Here is a 17,525-nt window from a genome sequence, read left to right as displayed (position 1 = left end):
CCTTATATTCCGTTTTCGAATATAATAGAGTAAGGCGAGTCTAACATACGGCATTTAAGGAGAGATTTGGATGATTTATAAGGTATTTTATCAAAAAAAAGCTGAGGAAGTACCTGTTCGGGAAAAAACAGATTCACTTTATATTGAAGGCGTATCAGAGCGTGACGTCAGAACAAAACTGAAAGACAAGAAATTTAATATTGAATTTATCACACCTGTTGACGGTGCTTTTTTAGAATATGAACAACAGAGTGAAAATTTTAAAGTATTGGAGTTATGAGCGGTATGAAATTTGTAAAAAATGATCAGACTGCTGTTTTCGCCCTCGGAGGACTGGGCGAAATCGGTAAAAATACGTATGCGGTGCAGTTTCAGGATGAAATTGTGCTGATTGATGCGGGGATTAAGTTTCCCGAGGACGAACTGCTCGGTATTGATTACGTCATTCCCGATTACACGTATTTAGTCAAAAACGAAGATAAAATTAAAGGGCTTTTTATTACGCACGGGCACGAAGACCACATAGGCGGCATCCCGTACTTGCTTAGACAAGTCAATATTCCCGTTTACGGCGGTAAACTCGCGATCGGCTTACTTCGGAATAAACTTGAAGAGCATGGATTATTAAGACAGACTAAGCTTAACATCATCGGTGAGGATGATATCGTAAAATTTCGCAAAACGGCTGTGTCATTCTTTAGAACAACACACAGTATTCCGGATTCCTACGGTATTGTTGTAAAAACGCCGCCCGGAAACATCGTACATACTGGAGATTTCAAATTCGACTTTACTCCAGTCGGCGAGCCGGCAAACTTAACGAAAATGGCCGAAATCGGCAAAGAAGGCGTTCTGTGTCTCCTTTCAGACAGCACAAACAGTGAAAACCCAGAGTTCACTATGTCTGAACGCCGTGTCGGAGAAAGCATTCATGACATTTTCCGCAAGGTGGACGGCCGAGTTATCTTCGCTACATTTGCGTCGAATATTCACCGCTTGCAGCAGGTAATTGAGGCTGCTGTATTAAATGGAAGAAAAGTTGCCGTATTTGGACGCAGTATGGAATCGGCTATCGAAATCGGACAAACTCTCGGCTATATTAACTGTCCTAAAAATACGTTTATTGAACATAACGAAATCAATCGCATCCCTGCCAATAAAGTAACGATCCTCTGTACAGGAAGCCAAGGGGAACCGATGGCGGCTTTATCCAGAATTGCAAACGGCACACACCGGCAGATTTCTATCAATCCTGGGGATACAGTCGTATTTTCTTCATCCCCTATCCCAGGCAACACTATCAGCGTGAGCCGTACAATTAACCAGCTGTATCGTGCGGGGGCTGAGGTTATTCACGGACCTCTTAATGATATCCATACATCAGGCCACGGCGGACAGGAAGAACAAAAGCTGATGCTACGTTTAATCAAGCCTAAATTCTTCATGCCGATTCACGGTGAGTACAGAATGCAAAAGATGCATGTCAAGCTTGCAACAGATTGCGGCATCCCTGAAGAAAACTGCTTTATCATGGATAATGGTGAAGTATTGGCGCTTAAAGGCGATGAAGCTTCAGTTGCCGGTAAAATTCCATCCGGTTCAGTATACATCGACGGTAGCGGTATCGGTGATATTGGAAATATCGTGCTTCGCGACCGCAGAATTCTTTCTGAAGAAGGTCTTGTGATCGTCGTTGTCAGCATAGATATGGATGACTTTAAGATTTCAGCGGGCCCTGACTTGATTTCCAGAGGATTTGTTTACATGAGAGAATCGGGCGATTTGATCAATGACGCCCAAGAGCTCATTTCAAACCACTTACAAAAAGTCATGGAACGAAAAACCACTCAATGGTCAGAAATCAAAAATGAGATTACGGATACGCTTGCTCCGTTCTTATATGAAAAAACGAAACGCCGCCCAATGATCCTTCCGATCATTATGGAGGTTTAAAAAAAGATGCACTCCTAAGTGAGTGCATCTTTTTTATTGCAGTGCTATATGCTGAAATGACTTTACATCAAACAACCCTGTTGTCGTCATTTTGATGTCAGGAATGACAGGCAAAGCCAAAAATGAAAGCGTCAAAAATGGGTTAAAGCGGTCTTTGAAACCAATAAATGAGAGCTTTTCATGAAGCGTCATTAAACTTTGATTCACCAATTCTGCAGATTGGTCGGATAATAATCCCGCAATCGGCAGAGGAACAGAGTGAAGTTCTTCCCCATCTTTTATAACTGTTAATCCGCCGCCTATTTCCTGCAGCTTATTAACTGCGGCTGCGATATCGGCGTCATTTGTCCCGACAGCAATGATATTGTGCGAATCGTGTGAAATGGTTGTTGCAATCGCTCCGCTTTTCAAACCAAATCCTTTCACAATACCAAGTCCCGTTTCTTTTAATCCCTTATGCCGTTCAACGACTGCAATTTTTAACAAATCAAGTTCAATGTCAGGCTGAAAAATGTGTGCTTCTGGAGCCGGAACACTCACAAGGCGTGTTTCAAGCTGATTTGGTATGATTTGAATGACATTCATCTGCTGCTGGGGTTTAATTGGCATATGAAAATCCTGTTCGGAAAGAGGAGCAGCAAGGTTAACGGAATCAAGCAGTGCCGGGTCTGGTGTTAGCGTATGAACTTGTGCCTGACCGACTGCTTTATTATCTTCAGCAACAGTTTGTCCTTTTACCATCGTCTTTGTGACAGTGACATTTTCCACATCTGAAATAAAGAGCAAGTCGGCGTCAAATCCCGGAGCAATTGCTCCCTTTGTATCTAGTCCGTAACATTCCGCTGCATTCAGGCTTCCCAATTGGTATGCCAAAAACGGATCGAGGCCTGCTTGAATGGCCATTTTCACCTGATGATTCACACTTCCCTCTGACAATAAATCATCTACATGTTTATCATCAGTACAGAAGAAGAAACGACGCGCATTCTTTTCATTAACAGCCGGCAGCACTTTCAATGTGTTTTTTGCCACTGACCCTTCTCGCATCATGACATACATCCCTCTTCTGATACGATCAAGCGCTTCTTCCTTCGTTGTTACCTCATGATCGGTCAAGACAAGAGCGGTCCTGTATATATTGATGAGATCAGTTGACAAGCCTGCTAAATGCCCATCAATCCGTTTCCCGGCACTCCGGGCATCTAACAGCTTATTAACCATGTCTGCTTCACCCTGCTCAACCGATACATAATCCATCACTTCAGCAAGACCCAATACCTCTTTTTCTTCGTAAAATGGCTTCAAATCGGCCGCCCGGAGTACTGCACCGGATCGCTCAAAGCTGGCGGCAGGCACACTGGAGGGAAGCATAAAATGGATATTCAGCGGTGTTTGGCGGGCCTGTTCAATCATAAATTTGATTCCTTCTTGACCGGACACATTCGCTATTTCATGCGGATCGGTAATAATGGTCGTCACGCCATTCGGCAATACGGCTTTGGCAAACTCGATCGGTGTCACCATTGATGACTCAATATGTACATGACCATCGATAAATCCCGGCACAATGATTTGCCCCTCTGCATCAATGGTTTCTTCACCTTCATACTGGCCGAGGCCTACAATGACTCCGTCTGTTATCGCAATATCTTCATAAATCCACTCATGATTATATACGTCCATGATTTTACCGTTCTTAATGACGATGTCAGCTTTTTGTCTGCGGGCTGAAGCATTCAGCCTTTTGACCAGCGCTTCTTTATTCAAATGGCCCCCTCCTCTTTTTTATTTATATGGTACAATATGCTATCGGAACGCTTATCCGTAGTCAATAAAATTTTAATAAATTGGCACTCAGTTCATTAAAGTTGTTATATTCTGATAATATGAAAAAACCGCCCCTAAGGACGGCTTATATTTCTTCTATTTCGTATGAAGAACTCTTTTCTCAAAACGTGAAATATCCGTAACCGATCCAATAACGATGAGAATATCTTCTTGGTGTATCACTTCAGTTGCAAGCGGCGACACGATGACTTCCTTGCCCCTTTTAATCGCTACAATATTAATACCGTATTTCGCCCGTATATCTAAATCGAGAAGAGTGTTTCCGGCAAGACGGCTGTTGGCTACGATCTCGACAAGACTATGCTCTTCTGACAGCTCCAAATAATCAAGTACATTGTTGGAAACGATATTATGCGCAATTCTTTTTGCCATATCTCGTTCCGGATGGACAATGTGATCCGCTCCGATTTTAGACAGCACTTTTTCATGATAATCGTTCTGAGCCTTAACTGTAATCGTATTGACACCCAGTTCTTTGAGGATCAGAGTTGTTAATATACTCGCCTGAATATTTTCACCGATCGCAACAATGACGTGGTCAAAATTCCTCAAACCTAAATTTTTCAGAACAGATTCGTCGGTCGAATCTCCGATGACGGCATGTGATGCAATTTTGGCATACTCGTTGACTTTATCTTCATCAATATCCATCGCCATGACCTCGACGCCCTCTTCGCTCAATGCTTTGCAAATACTTCCACCAAAACGGCCGAGTCCAATTACCGCAAATTCTTTTTTCATAGTGGTGCTCCTTTACCTAACATCATATTGATCAAATTTTATCATATTCTTTTGAAGCAGTGTTAATTTCATCAACCCTTTGGCAGCGAATTCATATGCTGCTTAAGCCGTTCAGTAAAGCCCGGGGTCAAATAAAGCTCGGCTCCCCGTTCAATCTCGGTTTGATAATGCTGAGGAGGTGCTGTTTCTGCTTCTTTTCGGAGGACGAGAAAGGTTAAACAATCGGTATAGAGCTTTCCCCCTGCTTCAACGTCTACAAATGCCGGCCGATAGGTAAGAGATTCAACCCCTTCTCTTTTATACAAATAGGCGACAGCTGAAAAAGAAAGACGATACAAAACCCCTTCTGTCGTGCCTCCGTCTTCAGTGATATCCGCTCTTGAGCCGTCTTGTCTTTTTAACGTAAAGCGGGTTGTATACCCTTTTAAAACAGCTCCTCCCACTGGATCTTGAAAATAATGATCAACCCCTGCTTTTTGAAAACGGGCATTGTCCATACAAGATCCGTAGGCAAAATAGTACACGGGTCCTTTAGATTTGCTGATCATCTGATGTTCTTTCCAGTCACCGCTTCCTATTTTCACAAAGTCAGCACAATTATCTTTTTTCATATCATACACAAGTGCTTTCTTAATTCCAGCATCAGTTTCTACATGTACAGATTTCTTGTAATAGCCTTGATAAAAAAGATCCAGCTTATGTATACATGATTCATCTGCTTCATAAATCTCACCGCAAATATAGCCATCAGCCTCTAAGACGGCAGCAGGTTCCTCGGCTGCCGTATCAAAAAGACATCCCTTTGTCCGTGCCTGCTCACTGATACAAGCCGACTGTGATAACAGATGATGATTTTTTTCATGCTTCCTTAAGGTCCCATATACAAACAGAAGCGATTTCATCTTGTTTTTCCCCTCTCAGCTGTCAGATTTTAAAGGCAGAACAACTTGAAAGATGCTGCCTTTTCCAGCTTCACTTTCAATCTTCAATTCCCCGTTATGCTCCTTTAATATTCTCAAACAAATCGCGAGCCCCAGTCCTGTGCCTTTCTCCTTTGTTGAATAAAAAGGTTTTCCGATTTGTTCAAGCTTTTCCTGTGACATGCCGTTCCCTTCATCTTTTACGCTTATTACGACGTGTGAAGCTGTTTTAGCAGTGGAAATCGTAACGACACCGCCTTTTGGCATTGCTTCAATTCCATTTTTGATTATATTGATAAAAACCTGCTTCAGCTGGTTTTCGTCCCCTTTAATCATACAGGTTTCCGTCTCATCAAAATTCTTTTCTATAGCAATATTGGACAATATGGCATTTGTGTCAAGCAATGTTGTGACTTGTTTCAAAATTTCATTAATTGGGTGCGTTTTAAATGTAATTTCCTGTGGCTTCGCCAGCAGCAGAAGCTCGCCGAGCACCAGATCAATTCTTTTAATCTCTGAAAAGATGATATCAAAATAATCTTTTCTATCCGGATATGATGTTTTCATAATTTGAAGGAATCCGCTGACGGACGTTAAGGGATTTCTGACCTCATGGGCAATGCCGGCAGCCAGTTCACTCGTGATCGACAGTTTCTGCGACTCTCTCGCAAGCCGTTCATTAATCTCCAGAAGCTCATCTTCAGCCTCTTTTCGCTCAGTGATGTCTGACATTGTACCTAAGCTTCCGGTAAATTGCTCATCTCGGTCATAGTAAAGTTTATAGTGGACCTCACCCCAAAAGATCGTCCCGGTCTTTGTCACATATTTTGCCGTAAACATTCCCGAGGACGCTTTGTTTTTGATTTGAGTATTAATGTGATCAGCTACATGCTTTTCTTTTATGAAGTAATCATTATACATTGTCCCCATACATTCACTGATCGAAAAACCTGTGATCGCTGCCCACGCTTGATTTAAGTATGTAATTTCGCCTTTTGCATTTGTTTGGAAAACGATCTCCTGTAAATTATCCATGATGCGGTTCTTCTCATCAGAAAGCTGTTTATACTTCCATTCATTATCTTTCATTTTCTTGACCAGCTGTTTTTTCTCATCGACATAATACGCCAGCATCCAGACACTGAAAATCGTGACTGCTGTATACACAATGTCAACAGGCCAATTAATCGGATTTTTGCCTATAAAATAAAATAAATAATCCCAAAACATAATAAAAATCATTGCCAAAATAATGGAAATGATACGTGCTTGATATTTTCTCATATGACCACCTGCCGCTTGTGTTTCTCTGTTTATTGTACCATTCTTCGACAAATAGTTGAGTAAAATATGTAAAGTATCCCAAATCATTCATTACCTTTTGTTCATGATGTCATATCTTAGGCGGCGGTAATCAGAAATCGGCACGCAAAAAAAGGCGGAGATTACACATTCCGCCTTTTAACATATATTATTCTTTTAAAGCGGCTTGGATTTCTTCGAGAAGCAGCTGTGCACCTTCAGGACTTAACGTAATTTTACCGTTGCCGTATTCTTTATTTTCTGAAGTGATTTCCCCAGTCATTAAACAAACGCCATGAGGTTTGTACTTTTTCAAGATAATTTTATCACCGTCGACAAAAAACTCAATGCTGTCTTTAATAGCAATATCCAGTGCCCGTCTTAACTCGATCGGCATAACAATACGGCCTAATTCATCTACTTTTCTTACAACACCTATTGATTTCATAAAAACCCTTCTTCCTTAAACGTTTCTTTTTTCATGTAATATTAAAGGTTGTCCCTCAATATATCGTAGACGTACGAAACTTAGAAAAAGTTTCCCGCTTTCTTGAAGAATTGCTCGAAATTTTTTCCATAAAACCGATAAATGTATTACTTCTGTTACACCCTTCCGCATTTTTTTACAAAAACATTTCTTTCCTGACGCACACCCCCACAAATCACTTCTTTTCTTAGAAACTTTAAATGTAGAATCATATTAAATCAGGATAAAGATTGGGTGAAAACATGTTTCAATCAACTGAAATTGGAATTGACTTAGGAACAGCTAATATACTTGTTTACAGCAAAAATAAAGGAATCATCTTAAATGAACCTTCTGTTGTCGCAGTAGATACAACGACGAAAGCAGTGCTTGCGATCGGGACTGACGCGAAAAATATGATCGGTAAAACACCAGGAAAAATTGTCGCTGTCAGACCGATGAAAGACGGCGTTATCGCTGACTACGACATGACAACTGATTTGTTAAGGCACATCATGAAAAAAGCCGGAAAGAGCATCGGCATGTCGTTTAGAAAGCCGAATGTCGTTGTGTGCACACCATCAGGCTCAACTGCAGTGGAACGCCGCGCCATCAGTGACGCGGTGAAAAATTGCGGAGCGAAAAACGTCCATTTAATCGAAGAACCGGTGGCAGCTGCGATCGGAGCGGATTTGCCGGTTGACGAGCCGGTTGCTAACGTGGTGGTAGATATCGGCGGCGGGACGACGGAAGTCGCGATTATTTCCTTTGGAGGCATTGTCTCCTGCCATTCAATCAGAATCGGCGGAGACCAGCTTGATGAGGATATCGTTGCATTTGTGCGGAAAAAGTACAATTTGCTGATCGGTGAACGCACAGCTGAGCAGGTTAAAATGGAAATTGGCCATGCATTGATTGAGCATGTGCCGGATGCAATGGAAATTCGCGGACGTGACCTTGTAACAGGGCTACCAAAAACCATTCTGCTTCAATCAAATGAAATTCAAAATGCGATGCGTGAATCTCTCCTTCATATTCTTGAAGCGATTAGAGCCACACTTGAGGACTGTCCTCCTGAATTAAGCGGAGACATTGTCGATCGCGGTGTCATTTTAACAGGCGGCGGGGCGCTTCTTAAAGGAATAAAAGAATGGCTGTCAGAAGAAATCGTTGTACCCGTACACGTTGCGCAAAACCCGCTTGAATCCGTGGCAATCGGCACCGGACGTTCCTTAGAGGTGATTGATAAGCTCCAAAAAGCGGTTAAATAATCCTTTTCTCGCAAAATCTCAGAAAGTAATTGAAATTCCTGCTTCTTTTTTCCTCTCTCTCTTCATATTGTGAGAAATGGAGAAACGATAAGGAGGAAACAGATGCTTAGAGATTTAGGAAGACGGGTAGCGATTGCAGCCATTTTGAGCGGAATCATTCTTGGAGGCATGAGCATTTCACTGGCAAACATGCCTCATGCGCCTGAAGGCCCTGTTAAAATGAATCATCCATAAGTATTGAAAAACCCAAGACAATTTTGTGTTGGGTTTTTCTCTTTGCACTCCTTTCTTTTCTTTATTGGAGATTATTTGATATGATGAGAAAAAAGCACGAGGAGGAAAGATTGATGGATACATTTTCAGAGAAATTAAATACATATGCCCAGCTGGCGGTTGAGGTCGGCGTTAATGTCCAAAAAGGCCAGTATGTGGTTGTAAATGCTTCGACGGAGGTACGTGACTTCGTCCGTCTGATTGTGAAACATGCATATGAAAAAGGCGCAAAAAATGTAACAGTGAATTGGCAGGATGATGAAGTAGCCAGATTAAAATATGAACTGGCGCCATTTGAAGCCTTTGAAGAGTATCCTGAATGGGAAGCAAAAGGCAGAGAAGAGCTAGCCAAAAAAGGAGCTGCTTTTATTTCAGTCGTATCCTCAAACCCAGACTTACTGCAAGGTGTAGATTCCAAACGGATTGCCGCCTTCCAAAAAGCAGCAGGAAAAGCGTTACATACATACAGACAATACATTCAATCAGATAAAGTGAGCTGGACTGTCGTCGGTGCTGCATCAGCAGGTTGGGCTCAGAAAGTGTTCCCTGACAAATCAGAAGAGGAAGCGACACAGCTTCTGTGGGAAGAAATTTTTAAAGCAACACGCGTAAACGAAGAAAATCCGGTCCAAGCGTGGATCAATCATGATCAAAACCTTCATGAAAAAGTTGATCATTTGAACCAAAAACATTACGCCGCTTTACATTATCAAGCAGAAGGAACTGATTTAACAATCAAGCTTCCGAAAAAACACGTTTGGGCAGGAGCCGGAAGCGTAAATGAAAGCGGACATGAATTTATGGCTAATATGCCGACAGAAGAAGTATTCACGCTGCCGCAAAAAGACGGGGTTGACGGGTTTGTATCGAGCACAAAACCGCTCAGCTACGGCGGGAATATTATCGAAAACTTCACGCTCACATTCAAAAACGGCCGTATTGTTGATATCAAAGCTGAAAAAGGAGAAGACATATTAAAAGAATTGGTCGAAACAGATGAAGGCTCTCACTACCTTGGTGAGGTAGCTCTTGTTCCTTACGATTCAGCTATCTCACAATCAAATATTCTTTTTTATAACACTTTATTTGATGAAAATGCATCAAATCACCTGGCAATCGGCAGTGCCTATGCTTTTAACATTGAGGGCGGAAAACAGATGTCTCGTGAAGAGCTTGTCAAAGAAGGCTTAAACGAAAGCATTACCCACGTAGATTTTATGGTTGGTTCTAAGGATATGAACATTGATGGAATTACTGAAGACGGAAAAAGAGAACCGATCTTTAGAAATGGAAATTGGGCTTTTTAAAATAAGAAGGAGGCTTTCGCCTCCTTCTTATTTTTCTGCTTCATACATTTGCAGATTGGCATAAACTGTTTCTAATACTGGTGTTGAAAGAGATAAACGCTTTGCTTTATCAAGCAAAAAACCATGCAGATGATCACCTTCAGTCGTTTGACCATTTTCCATATCACGGAGCATGGAGGATTTCATATAATAAGACATTTTTGTCATCGTGCGGAAGCTATCTTCTTCAAGCTCTGGATCAGCGGGCACCCCCTCCTTGCGCAAGATCAGGCCGATTTCCCCAATGAGTGTTTGCGCAGTGTGCCGTCCGCTTTCTGTTTCAAGAATTGGTCCAAGCGGTCTTTGAAATAAGGTTGTCATTCCTGCTTGCGCTGCAATAAACAGATATTTTTTCCAGATGTCTTTCTCGATATGCTCGCTAATGATGACCTCCGCCTTCACTCCTGCGAATGCTTTCTCAAGCTCTTTTATCCGTTTCGTACGCTCACCGTTCCATTCACCAAACACAAAACGATGCGACGCACTTGTATGGTTGATTTCTCCCTGCTTGTTTAAAGCACTTTCTATGAAACACAGTCCGCCCAGCACCTGATCTTTCGAAAATGCCGTAAACAGCTGCTCATAGTGGCGATAACCGTTTAAGAAAGGAATAATGACTGATGCGCTGTGGACAAAAGGTTTGACATCGTCAATCACCTGACCGAGTGAATATGCTTTAGAAGCGATGATGATCACATCAAACTGTCCTCTTTCTTCTGCAGTGATTACTGCTGGGTCGAAGGACACGTCACCCTTTTCACTATGAATAACGAGTCCCGTTTGTTTTAACTGTTCAGCTCTTTTTTGGCGGACAAGAAACGTCACCGCATTCCCTTTCTCTGCAAGCCGTCCGCCAATATAACCGCCTACTCCACCTGCTCCGACTATTAAAAATTTCAAGTGAATGTCCCCTTTCTTTTCTATGTACAAAAAAAAGCAGAGAATTCTCTGCTTTTTTTATTACGCGTATAGTTCAGCCAGTTTTTTCTGCACATCTGCATTTTCAAGGAACTCGTCATAGCTCATTTGCTTGTCAACGATGCCATTAGGCGTAATTTCTATGATTCTGTTGGCAATCGTCTGTACAAACTGGTGGTCATGTGATGTAAACAGCATAGCGCCTTTAAAGCTGATTAAGCCGTTATTGAGCGCTGTAATGGATTCTAGGTCTAAATGGTTGGTCGGTTCATCCAAAATTAAAATATTGGCGCCAGAAAGCATTGCTTTCGAAAGCATGCAGCGAACCTTTTCTCCCCCAGATAATACATTTGCTTTTTTGTGTACTTCTTCACCGGAAAACAGCATGCGACCTAAGAAGCCACGTAAAAAGCTCTCACTTTGATCATGAGGAGAATATTGGCGAAGCCAGTCTACAAGGTTTAAATCACTGCCTTCAAAATATTCGCTGTTGTCTTTAGGGAAGTACGCTTGAGATGTCGTCACGCCCCATTTAAACGTTCCGCTGTCAGCTTCCATTTCCCCGGAAATGATTTTGAACAGAGTAGTAACAGCCAATTCGTTACGTCCTGTAAAAGCAATTTTATCTTCTCTATTCATAATAAAGCTGACATTGTCGAGAACTTTTACACCATCAATTGTTTTCGTTAATCCTTCTACCCGGAGAACGTCATTACCGATTTCTCGTTCCGGTGTGAAGTTGACGTAAGGATAACGGCGTGAAGACGGTTTAATGTCATCAAGAGAAATTTTATCAAGAAGTTTCTTTCTTGAAGTCGCCTGTTTTGATTTAGACGCATTCGCGCTGAATCTGGCCACAAACTCTTGCAGCTGTTTAATTTGCTCTTCTTTTTTCTTGTTCGCTTCTTGTGAAAGCTTCAAAGCAAGCTGGCTTGATTCATACCAGAAATCATAGTTTCCAACGTAGATTTGGATTTTGTTAAAATCAAGGTCAGCAATATGTGTACACACTTTGTTTAAAAAGTGACGGTCATGGGATACAACAATCACAGTATTGTCAAAGTTAATCAGAAACTCTTCCAGCCACTGAATTGCCTGAAGATCCAAGTGGTTCGTCGGCTCATCAAGAAGCAGGACATCGGGTTTGCCGAATAATGCCTGGGCCAGGAGAACCTTTACTTTTTCGGAACCTCCAATATCTTCCATCTTTTTCGTGTGAAGATCTTCTGAGATGCCGAGACCTTTTAAGAGGATCGCAGCTTCACTTTCTGCTTCCCATCCGTTCAGCTCTGCAAATTCACCTTCGAGCTCTGCCGCACGAATTCCGTCTTCATCCGAGAAATCAGGCTTCATGTAAATTGCGTCCTTCTCCTGCATGACCTCGTATAAACGCTTATGTCCCATAATTACAACTTTTAGCACTTCATACTCTTCATATTCAAAGTGGTTCTGTTTCAGGATGGCAAGACGCTCGCCAGGGCTCATATGAACATCGCCTGTCTGAGGCTCAATTTCTCCTGATAACACTTTCAGAAACGTTGATTTACCAGCACCATTGGCACCAATTAACCCGTAACAGTTGCCTGGGGTAAATTTAATATTTACATCTTCAAATAACTTGCGATCAGCAAACCGCAAGCTCACATTATTTACAGCAATCATTTAATATCCTCCATCATGTCTATCATCATTAAAAGTATACCATGAATGGAAGACAAGAGAAATGCTTCCCTGATAAAAGCAGGCAGAAACACTTCTACACTAAAAGGGAGAAGCTGTGGTACAATTGAAGGCAAAGAGGATGCATCCAGATGGAAAATCATACATTCTTACTCGGAGGAACACATTGAGGCTTTTAACACTGACTGAATATTGCTTATTGATCTTTTTTACAGGCTTTTATCTTGCCGTAACTGGCTTTACCGCCAAAGATATCGGCTTATATATCGGGATCGCCCTGATTTATATCTTCTCACATATCTTCTCTAAACGGTTATTAGAAAAACGCGGCAAAGAGAACAAGCAAGTGCACCTTTTCTTCAGTGTGCTGGCTATTATCGGTTCAGTATTTGTCACTGTATTATGCATTGCATTGGTCGCTTCTTTTTCCAATTAAAAAACGCCTGCTGTCCAAAGGCCAGCAAGGCGTTTTTATTTGGTTTGGCGCATTTCATTAAACGGGAAAAATACAAACTTCGACGTACCCACAATCCGATCTTCCGCAATCAGTCCGAGGCCATTTCTGCTGTCCATGGAGTTTAGCCGGTTATCCCCCATGACGAAATATTTGCCTTTCGGTACTTTCACCGGGCCAAAGTCGCCTGTAAGACTGACACCAAGCTTTTCTGCCTCTTTTTTGTTTTTAGACAAATAAGGCTCGTCAACTTTTTTTCCGTTTATATAAAGCGTGTCATCCTTCATTTCCACGGTTTCTCCAGGCTTACCGACCAATCGTTTGACGTAATGGATTTTTGAAGTCTCACCATTGATAATGACGATATCTCCCCGCTTCAGCTCACCGATATAGTGTACCGTTTTATTGACAAACAGCCTTTCGCCGTCATGTAAAGTGGGATACATAGATGAACCTTCGACTAAATACGGTTCAAATAGGAAGTGGCGGATAATGAGTGCCAGCAGGACAGCAATGACAATCGCTTTTCCCCATTCCCAATACGTATTGGTTTTTTTCTTCCCCGCTTTTTCAGTTTTTATTTGATTTTCTTCGGTCAAAGTGTTTCCTCCTAGACGATTGCTATATCAGTTGTTTCCCTTCTTTTACTTTATCATAATTTATTATAAAATACATAACTTAACCGCGCTGCTGCAAGAAGATAGAGAAAAAGCGTCCTTTAGTAACAGGACGCTTTTTTCCTTATTTTTCAGTTACAGGTTTTTTCACGATACCTAGGATAATCGCCATAACCACAGCACCAATTACAATACTTAATAAGTAAAGGAGCGGATGGTTTGTAATAAAGGCTACGAATATGCCTCCGTGAGGTGCAGGAAGGGTTACACGGAAGAATTCAGTTAATCCGCCGGCAACCGCTGCACCGACCACAGCAGCTGGAATGACACGAAGCGGATCAGCCGCAGCAAACGGGATTGCGCCTTCTGTTACGAAAGCCGCACCCATGAAGTAGCACGTAATACCTGCTTCACGGTCACGCTGAGAGAACTTGTTTCTGAAAATTGTTGTTGCAAGTGCGATACCTAATGGAGGAACCATACCGCCGGCCATGATCGCTGCATGAGGCGCATAGTTGCCTGCATCAATCATCGCGATACCGAACGTGAAGGCTGCTTTATTAAGCGGACCGCCCATGTCGATCGCCATCATACCGCCTAAAATAATACCCATTAACACCAGGTTTCCTGTACCAAGGCTTTGAAGCCAGTCTGTTAAGAAATTCATAAATGCTGCCACAGGTGTATTGATTACAAATTGCATTAATACGCCAGTGATAAAAATACCAAACAGCGGATAAATCAATACAGGCTTCAATCCATCAAGTGACTGAGGGATAAACACAAATACTTTTTTCAATAAAATTACGACATAACCAGCAAGGAATCCGGCAATCAGGCCGCCTAAGAATCCCGCATTCGCTTGAGTGGCCATAAACCCGCCGACCATACCAGGAGCAAATCCCGGACGATCTGCAATACTCATCGCGATAAAACCGGCCAGAACTGCAACAATCAGTTTTAATGCGTTGTCGCCGCCGATAAAGTTCAATGCTGCAGCAAACGTATTGTAGCTAGGATCATTTGGATCTGAAGAATGGATCCCCCAGAAGAATGAAATTGCAACGAGTATACCGCCGCCCACTACGAATGGAAGCATGTTGCTGACACCGCTCATAAGGTGCTTATAAAACGCGTTTCCAATACCGCCGGAGCTGCCTTTTGCTTCATTCTCATCACTCTGAGCAGAAGAACCGCCGCCGCTGCCTTGATAAATCGGTGCGTCTTGGTTCACCGCTTTTTCGATAAGCTCTTGCGGGCGTCTGATGCCTGCCGTTACCGGAACTTGAAGCACGCGTTTGCCTTTGAAGCGCTCCATTTCAACCTGCTTGTCCGCTGCGACAATGATTGCAGGTGCATCTTCAATTTCTTGGGCAGTTAGCTTGTGCTTAATACCGCTTGATCCATTTGTTTCAACCTTAATCTCAACACCAAGCTCTTTTGCTTTTTCTTTAAGGGCATCCGCTGCCATGAAAGTATGGGCGATACCTGTCGGACAAGCTGTGACCGCTAGAATTTTGCCTTTTCCGGCTGGTGCTGGTGCCGTTTCTTCTTCTTCTTCTTCTTCCTCTTCATCATCATCTTTATCATGCTGATTGATAATGTCAATAATTGCGTCTTCTGATTCAGCTTCAAGCAACTGTTTGCGAATTTCTTCACGCATTAACAGTGTAGACAGTCTTGACAGTGCTTCAAGGTGGGTGTTGTTTGCGCCTTCAGTCGCTGCAATCATGAAGACCAAGTGAGCTGGCTGGCCGTCTAGTGATTCATAATCGACACCGTCTTTTGAACGCCCAAAGGCAATCGCCGGGTTGATAACGCTTGCCGTTTTCGCATGCGGAATAGCGATTCCTTCACCGATACCCGTTGAGCTCTGGCTTTCACGATTTAAAATGGCTTCTTTGTAGGCTTGTCTGTCATTTAATTTACCAGCCTTATCAAGAACTGTGACCATCTCGTCAATAACGTTTTCTTTTTCTTTGCTTTCAATATTAAGCTTTATCGTATGCTTCGTTAAAAGCTCAGTTATTTTCACTTTTGTTTCCTCCTCTATAGACGTGTGACCTTAACTTCAGGAAGAAGCTGCTGGACAAATTCTTCTGTACCAAGTTCCTCAGAAAACGCGGTAGCGCTGCCTGATGTAACTCCTAAGCGGAATGCCTCTTCAAGCGGCAGCTGCTTGGAAACACCGGCAAGAAAACCTGCAACGACAGAATCTCCTGCTCCGACAGAGTTTACTAATTTCCCCTTTGGTACGTTTGCAAAGTAGACGGCATCCTTTGTAAACAGAAGCGCTCCGTCACCGGCCATGGATACGATTACATGCTCAGCGCCTTGTTCTACAAGCTTTTTCCCATAAGGAACAGCTTCTTGAACAGATGAAATTGTTGTTCCGAACATTTCACCAAGCTCGTGATGGTTCGGCTTCATCAAAAACGGTTTCATTTCTGTTGCTTTCATAAGCGCTTCGCCAGAGATATCTAATACAACACGCGCGTTCTGCCGTTTGCAAGCTTCTGCGATTTTTTCATAGGTATCTTGAGGCAGTGAAGAAGGAATGCTGCCAGCAAGAACGACAATATCCCCCTCTTGCAAAGAAGTAAACTGTTCTAAAAAGGCATTGAAATCTTCGTCTGAAATCGTTGGTCCCTGACCGTTAATTTCCGTTTCATCACCAGTTTTCAGTTTTACATTGATGCGGGTATCTTCTTTTACTTCAGAAAAAGCTGTTTCCAGATTTTCTTCCCGCAAAAATGTTTTGATATATTCTCCGGTAAATCCGCCGACAAATCCGAGCGCTTTTGACTGAACATGATGTCTTTTCAGCAGTCTCGATACGTTGATGCCTTTTCCCCCTGGATACTTTGTATCATATGCGGAACGGTTCAGGCCTCCTACAGTAAAATCTTCAACGTGAACAATATAATCGACAGATGGATTAAGTGTTACAGTATAAATCATGGTTTCACTACCTTTACGACAGTTTTTTCTTGGTAATTATCGAATGTAAGCTCTTCAGCGTCAGTCGTAATGATTGTTGCGTCGCCTATGCCGGCAAATGCCGAAAATGAAATTTCTCCAAATTTCGAAGGGTCCGCTAAGACGTAAGCGTGTTTTGCCTGTTTGACAGCCTTCGTTTTCAAAAGGGCTTCATCAGGGTCAGGCGTTGTGAAGCCAGCCTCTGTATGCACACCGTTTGCCCCCAGAAAACTCTTATCGAATCTGTACTGATCCATGGCAATCAGTGAAGTGCCTCCGATAACCGCGCCTGTTCTGTGCTTTACATATCCTCCAAGCAGATAAAAAGATATTTCTTTCCTTATCAATGCGTCGATGTGCATAACCCCATTCGTGACCACAACGATATCTTTGCTTTTATCCATAAAATCAATCATGTGCAAAGTCGTCGTGCCCGCATCGAGATAAATGCAATCCCCTTCTTCCAAAAGTGAAGCGGCTTTTTCAGCAATCTTCAATTTGTCTTGAAGGTTTTTGGATGATTTTTCAAGCATATCCGGTTCAAGTCTGATATCGGAAAGCTTGGCAGCTCCCCCGTGAACACGCTTTAAAAAACCGCGTTCTTCAAGCGTCGATAAATCTCTTCTGATTGTTGATTCAGAAGCATTTGTTAGATTTATGAGCTCTTGAATCTTTACCACATCATGCTTTTCTATTTGATCAATAATCAATTGATATCTTTCAGGAGTTAGCATGCTTCACCTCCTAATGAAAACGT

Annotated in this window: 17 protein-coding genes; 6 read left to right on the top strand and 11 right to left on the bottom strand. The window is 42.4% G+C overall.

Annotation, left to right across the window (positions count from 1 at the left end; genetic code table 11):
• Positions 1–70 precede the first annotated feature (70 nt).
• Both rnpZA and rnjA read left to right on the top strand, forming a co-directional pair.
• On the top strand, positions 71–280 hold the full coding sequence (gene rnpZA, locus LJF29_RS09160; protein WP_010334097.1) for an RNA polymerase subunit omega 1: 210 nt from the start codon (positions 71–73) through the stop codon (positions 278–280).
• A 5-nt stretch (positions 281–285) separates the two neighbouring features.
• Complete coding sequence (rnjA, locus tag LJF29_RS09155; protein ID WP_010334096.1) at positions 286–1,953, top strand: ribonuclease J1; 1,668 nt, start codon at positions 286–288, stop codon at positions 1,951–1,953.
• Between the two features lie 33 nt (positions 1,954–1,986).
• On the opposite strand, the gene ade is transcribed toward rnjA, so the two are convergent.
• From ade to abhA, 5 genes are all read right to left on the bottom strand, one after another.
• Complete coding sequence (gene ade, locus LJF29_RS09150) at positions 1,987–3,720, bottom strand: adenine deaminase (protein ID WP_229148125.1); 1,734 nt, start codon at positions 3,718–3,720, stop codon at positions 1,987–1,989.
• A gap of 156 nt (positions 3,721–3,876) precedes the next feature.
• Positions 3,877–4,542: a Ktr system potassium transporter KtrC gene (ktrC, locus tag LJF29_RS09145; protein WP_010334094.1), complete on the bottom strand. Its 666-nt coding sequence runs from the start codon at positions 4,540–4,542 to the stop codon at positions 3,877–3,879.
• Between the two features lie 71 nt (positions 4,543–4,613).
• Positions 4,614–5,444: a gamma-glutamylcyclotransferase gene (locus tag LJF29_RS09140; protein ID WP_229148124.1), complete on the bottom strand. Its 831-nt coding sequence runs from the start codon at positions 5,442–5,444 to the stop codon at positions 4,614–4,616.
• A 15-nt stretch (positions 5,445–5,459) separates the two neighbouring features.
• Positions 5,460–6,746 (bottom strand): ATP-binding protein, encoded by a 1,287-nt coding sequence (locus LJF29_RS09135; RefSeq protein WP_010334093.1) that lies wholly within the window; start codon positions 6,744–6,746, stop codon positions 5,460–5,462.
• A gap of 187 nt (positions 6,747–6,933) precedes the next feature.
• Positions 6,934–7,212 (bottom strand): transcriptional regulator AbhA, encoded by a 279-nt coding sequence (gene abhA / locus LJF29_RS09130; RefSeq protein WP_003244728.1) that lies wholly within the window; start codon positions 7,210–7,212, stop codon positions 6,934–6,936.
• A gap of 281 nt (positions 7,213–7,493) precedes the next feature.
• Here abhA and mreBH point away from each other — a divergent pair, with 281 nt between their 5' ends.
• The 3 genes from mreBH to LJF29_RS09115 all read left to right on the top strand — a co-directional run bounded on the left by mreBH (position 7,494) and on the right by LJF29_RS09115 (position 10,081).
• Positions 7,494–8,501 (top strand): cell shape-determining protein MreBH, encoded by a 1,008-nt coding sequence (mreBH, locus tag LJF29_RS09125; protein WP_168747680.1) that lies wholly within the window; start codon positions 7,494–7,496, stop codon positions 8,499–8,501.
• Positions 8,502–8,603: 102 nt separating this feature from the next.
• Positions 8,604–8,735, top strand: coding sequence for a protein YkpC (locus LJF29_RS09120; protein WP_010334091.1), 132 nt, complete (start codon positions 8,604–8,606; stop codon positions 8,733–8,735).
• A gap of 113 nt (positions 8,736–8,848) precedes the next feature.
• Positions 8,849–10,081: an aminopeptidase gene (locus tag LJF29_RS09115; protein WP_010334090.1), complete on the top strand. Its 1,233-nt coding sequence runs from the start codon at positions 8,849–8,851 to the stop codon at positions 10,079–10,081.
• Positions 10,082–10,108: 27 nt separating this feature from the next.
• Here the strand turns inward: LJF29_RS09115 and LJF29_RS09110 are convergent, their stop codons facing one another.
• Positions 10,109–11,020, bottom strand: a complete 912-nt coding sequence (locus LJF29_RS09110) for a ketopantoate reductase family protein (RefSeq protein ID WP_229148123.1) — start codon at positions 11,018–11,020, stop codon at positions 10,109–10,111.
• 60 nt (positions 11,021–11,080) lie between these two features.
• Positions 11,081–12,700, bottom strand: coding sequence for an ABC-F family ATP-binding cassette domain-containing protein (locus LJF29_RS09105; RefSeq protein WP_168747675.1), 1,620 nt, complete (start codon positions 12,698–12,700; stop codon positions 11,081–11,083).
• A gap of 184 nt (positions 12,701–12,884) precedes the next feature.
• On the opposite strand from LJF29_RS09105, the gene LJF29_RS09100 reads away from it, so the two are divergent.
• Entirely contained in the window at positions 12,885–13,154 is a 270-nt protein-coding gene (locus LJF29_RS09100) for a hypothetical protein (protein ID WP_010334087.1), read from the top strand.
• 35 nt (positions 13,155–13,189) lie between these two features.
• Here LJF29_RS09100 and sipT read toward each other — a convergent pair whose 3' ends face one another.
• The 4 genes from sipT to LJF29_RS09080 form a co-directional block, all read right to left on the bottom strand.
• Entirely contained in the window at positions 13,190–13,771 is a 582-nt protein-coding gene (gene sipT, locus LJF29_RS09095) for a signal peptidase I sipT (RefSeq protein WP_229148122.1), read from the bottom strand.
• A gap of 142 nt (positions 13,772–13,913) precedes the next feature.
• Positions 13,914–15,824, bottom strand: coding sequence for a PTS fructose transporter subunit IIABC (locus LJF29_RS09090; protein WP_229148121.1), 1,911 nt, complete (start codon positions 15,822–15,824; stop codon positions 13,914–13,916).
• A gap of 14 nt (positions 15,825–15,838) precedes the next feature.
• On the bottom strand, positions 15,839–16,750 hold the full coding sequence (pfkB, locus tag LJF29_RS09085; RefSeq protein ID WP_229148120.1) for a 1-phosphofructokinase: 912 nt from the start codon (positions 16,748–16,750) through the stop codon (positions 15,839–15,841).
• The gene (locus LJF29_RS09080) at positions 16,747–17,502 is read right to left on the bottom strand and encodes a DeoR/GlpR family DNA-binding transcription regulator (RefSeq protein WP_229148119.1); all 756 of its coding nucleotides are present in this window, start codon (positions 17,500–17,502) and stop codon (positions 16,747–16,749) included. Before LJF29_RS09080 ends, pfkB begins: the two co-directional genes overlap by 4 nt.
• Between the last annotated feature and the right edge of the window lie 23 nt (positions 17,503–17,525).

It is taken from the genome of Bacillus sp. LBG-1-113, assembly GCF_020708615.1.
GTDB lineage: Bacteria > Bacillota > Bacilli > Bacillales > Bacillaceae > Bacillus > Bacillus mojavensis.
The sequence above is the reverse complement of the archived record's forward strand: the minus strand, read 5'-3'. Positions and strand labels throughout refer to the sequence as shown.

What these genes read in the sequence shown, in the direction of transcription:
- rnpZA (WP_010334097.1), top strand. Translation starts at nt 71, where the DNA reads ATGATTTATAAGGTATTTTATCAAAAAAAAGCTGAGGAAGTACCTGTT.
- rnjA (WP_010334096.1), top strand. Translation starts at nt 286, where the DNA reads ATGAAATTTGTAAAAAATGATCAGACTGCTGTTTTCGCCCTCGGAGGA.
- ktrC (WP_010334094.1), bottom strand. Translation starts at nt 4,542, where the DNA reads ATGAAAAAAGAATTTGCGGTAATTGGACTCGGCCGTTTTGGTGGAAGT.
- LJF29_RS09140 (WP_229148124.1), bottom strand. Translation starts at nt 5,444, where the DNA reads ATGAAATCGCTTCTGTTTGTATATGGGACCTTAAGGAAGCATGAAAAA.
- LJF29_RS09135 (WP_010334093.1), bottom strand. Translation starts at nt 6,746, where the DNA reads ATGAGAAAATATCAAGCACGTATCATTTCCATTATTTTGGCAATGATT.
- abhA (WP_003244728.1), bottom strand. Translation starts at nt 7,212, where the DNA reads ATGAAATCAATAGGTGTTGTAAGAAAAGTAGATGAATTAGGCCGTATT.
- mreBH (WP_168747680.1), top strand. Translation starts at nt 7,494, where the DNA reads ATGTTTCAATCAACTGAAATTGGAATTGACTTAGGAACAGCTAATATA.
- LJF29_RS09120 (WP_010334091.1), top strand. Translation starts at nt 8,604, where the DNA reads ATGCTTAGAGATTTAGGAAGACGGGTAGCGATTGCAGCCATTTTGAGC.
- LJF29_RS09115 (WP_010334090.1), top strand. Translation starts at nt 8,849, where the DNA reads ATGGATACATTTTCAGAGAAATTAAATACATATGCCCAGCTGGCGGTT.
- LJF29_RS09105 (WP_168747675.1), bottom strand. Translation starts at nt 12,700, where the DNA reads ATGATTGCTGTAAATAATGTGAGCTTGCGGTTTGCTGATCGCAAGTTA.
- pfkB (WP_229148120.1), bottom strand. Translation starts at nt 16,750, where the DNA reads ATGATTTATACTGTAACACTTAATCCATCTGTCGATTATATTGTTCAC.
- LJF29_RS09080 (WP_229148119.1), bottom strand. Translation starts at nt 17,502, where the DNA reads ATGCTAACTCCTGAAAGATATCAATTGATTATTGATCAAATAGAAAAG.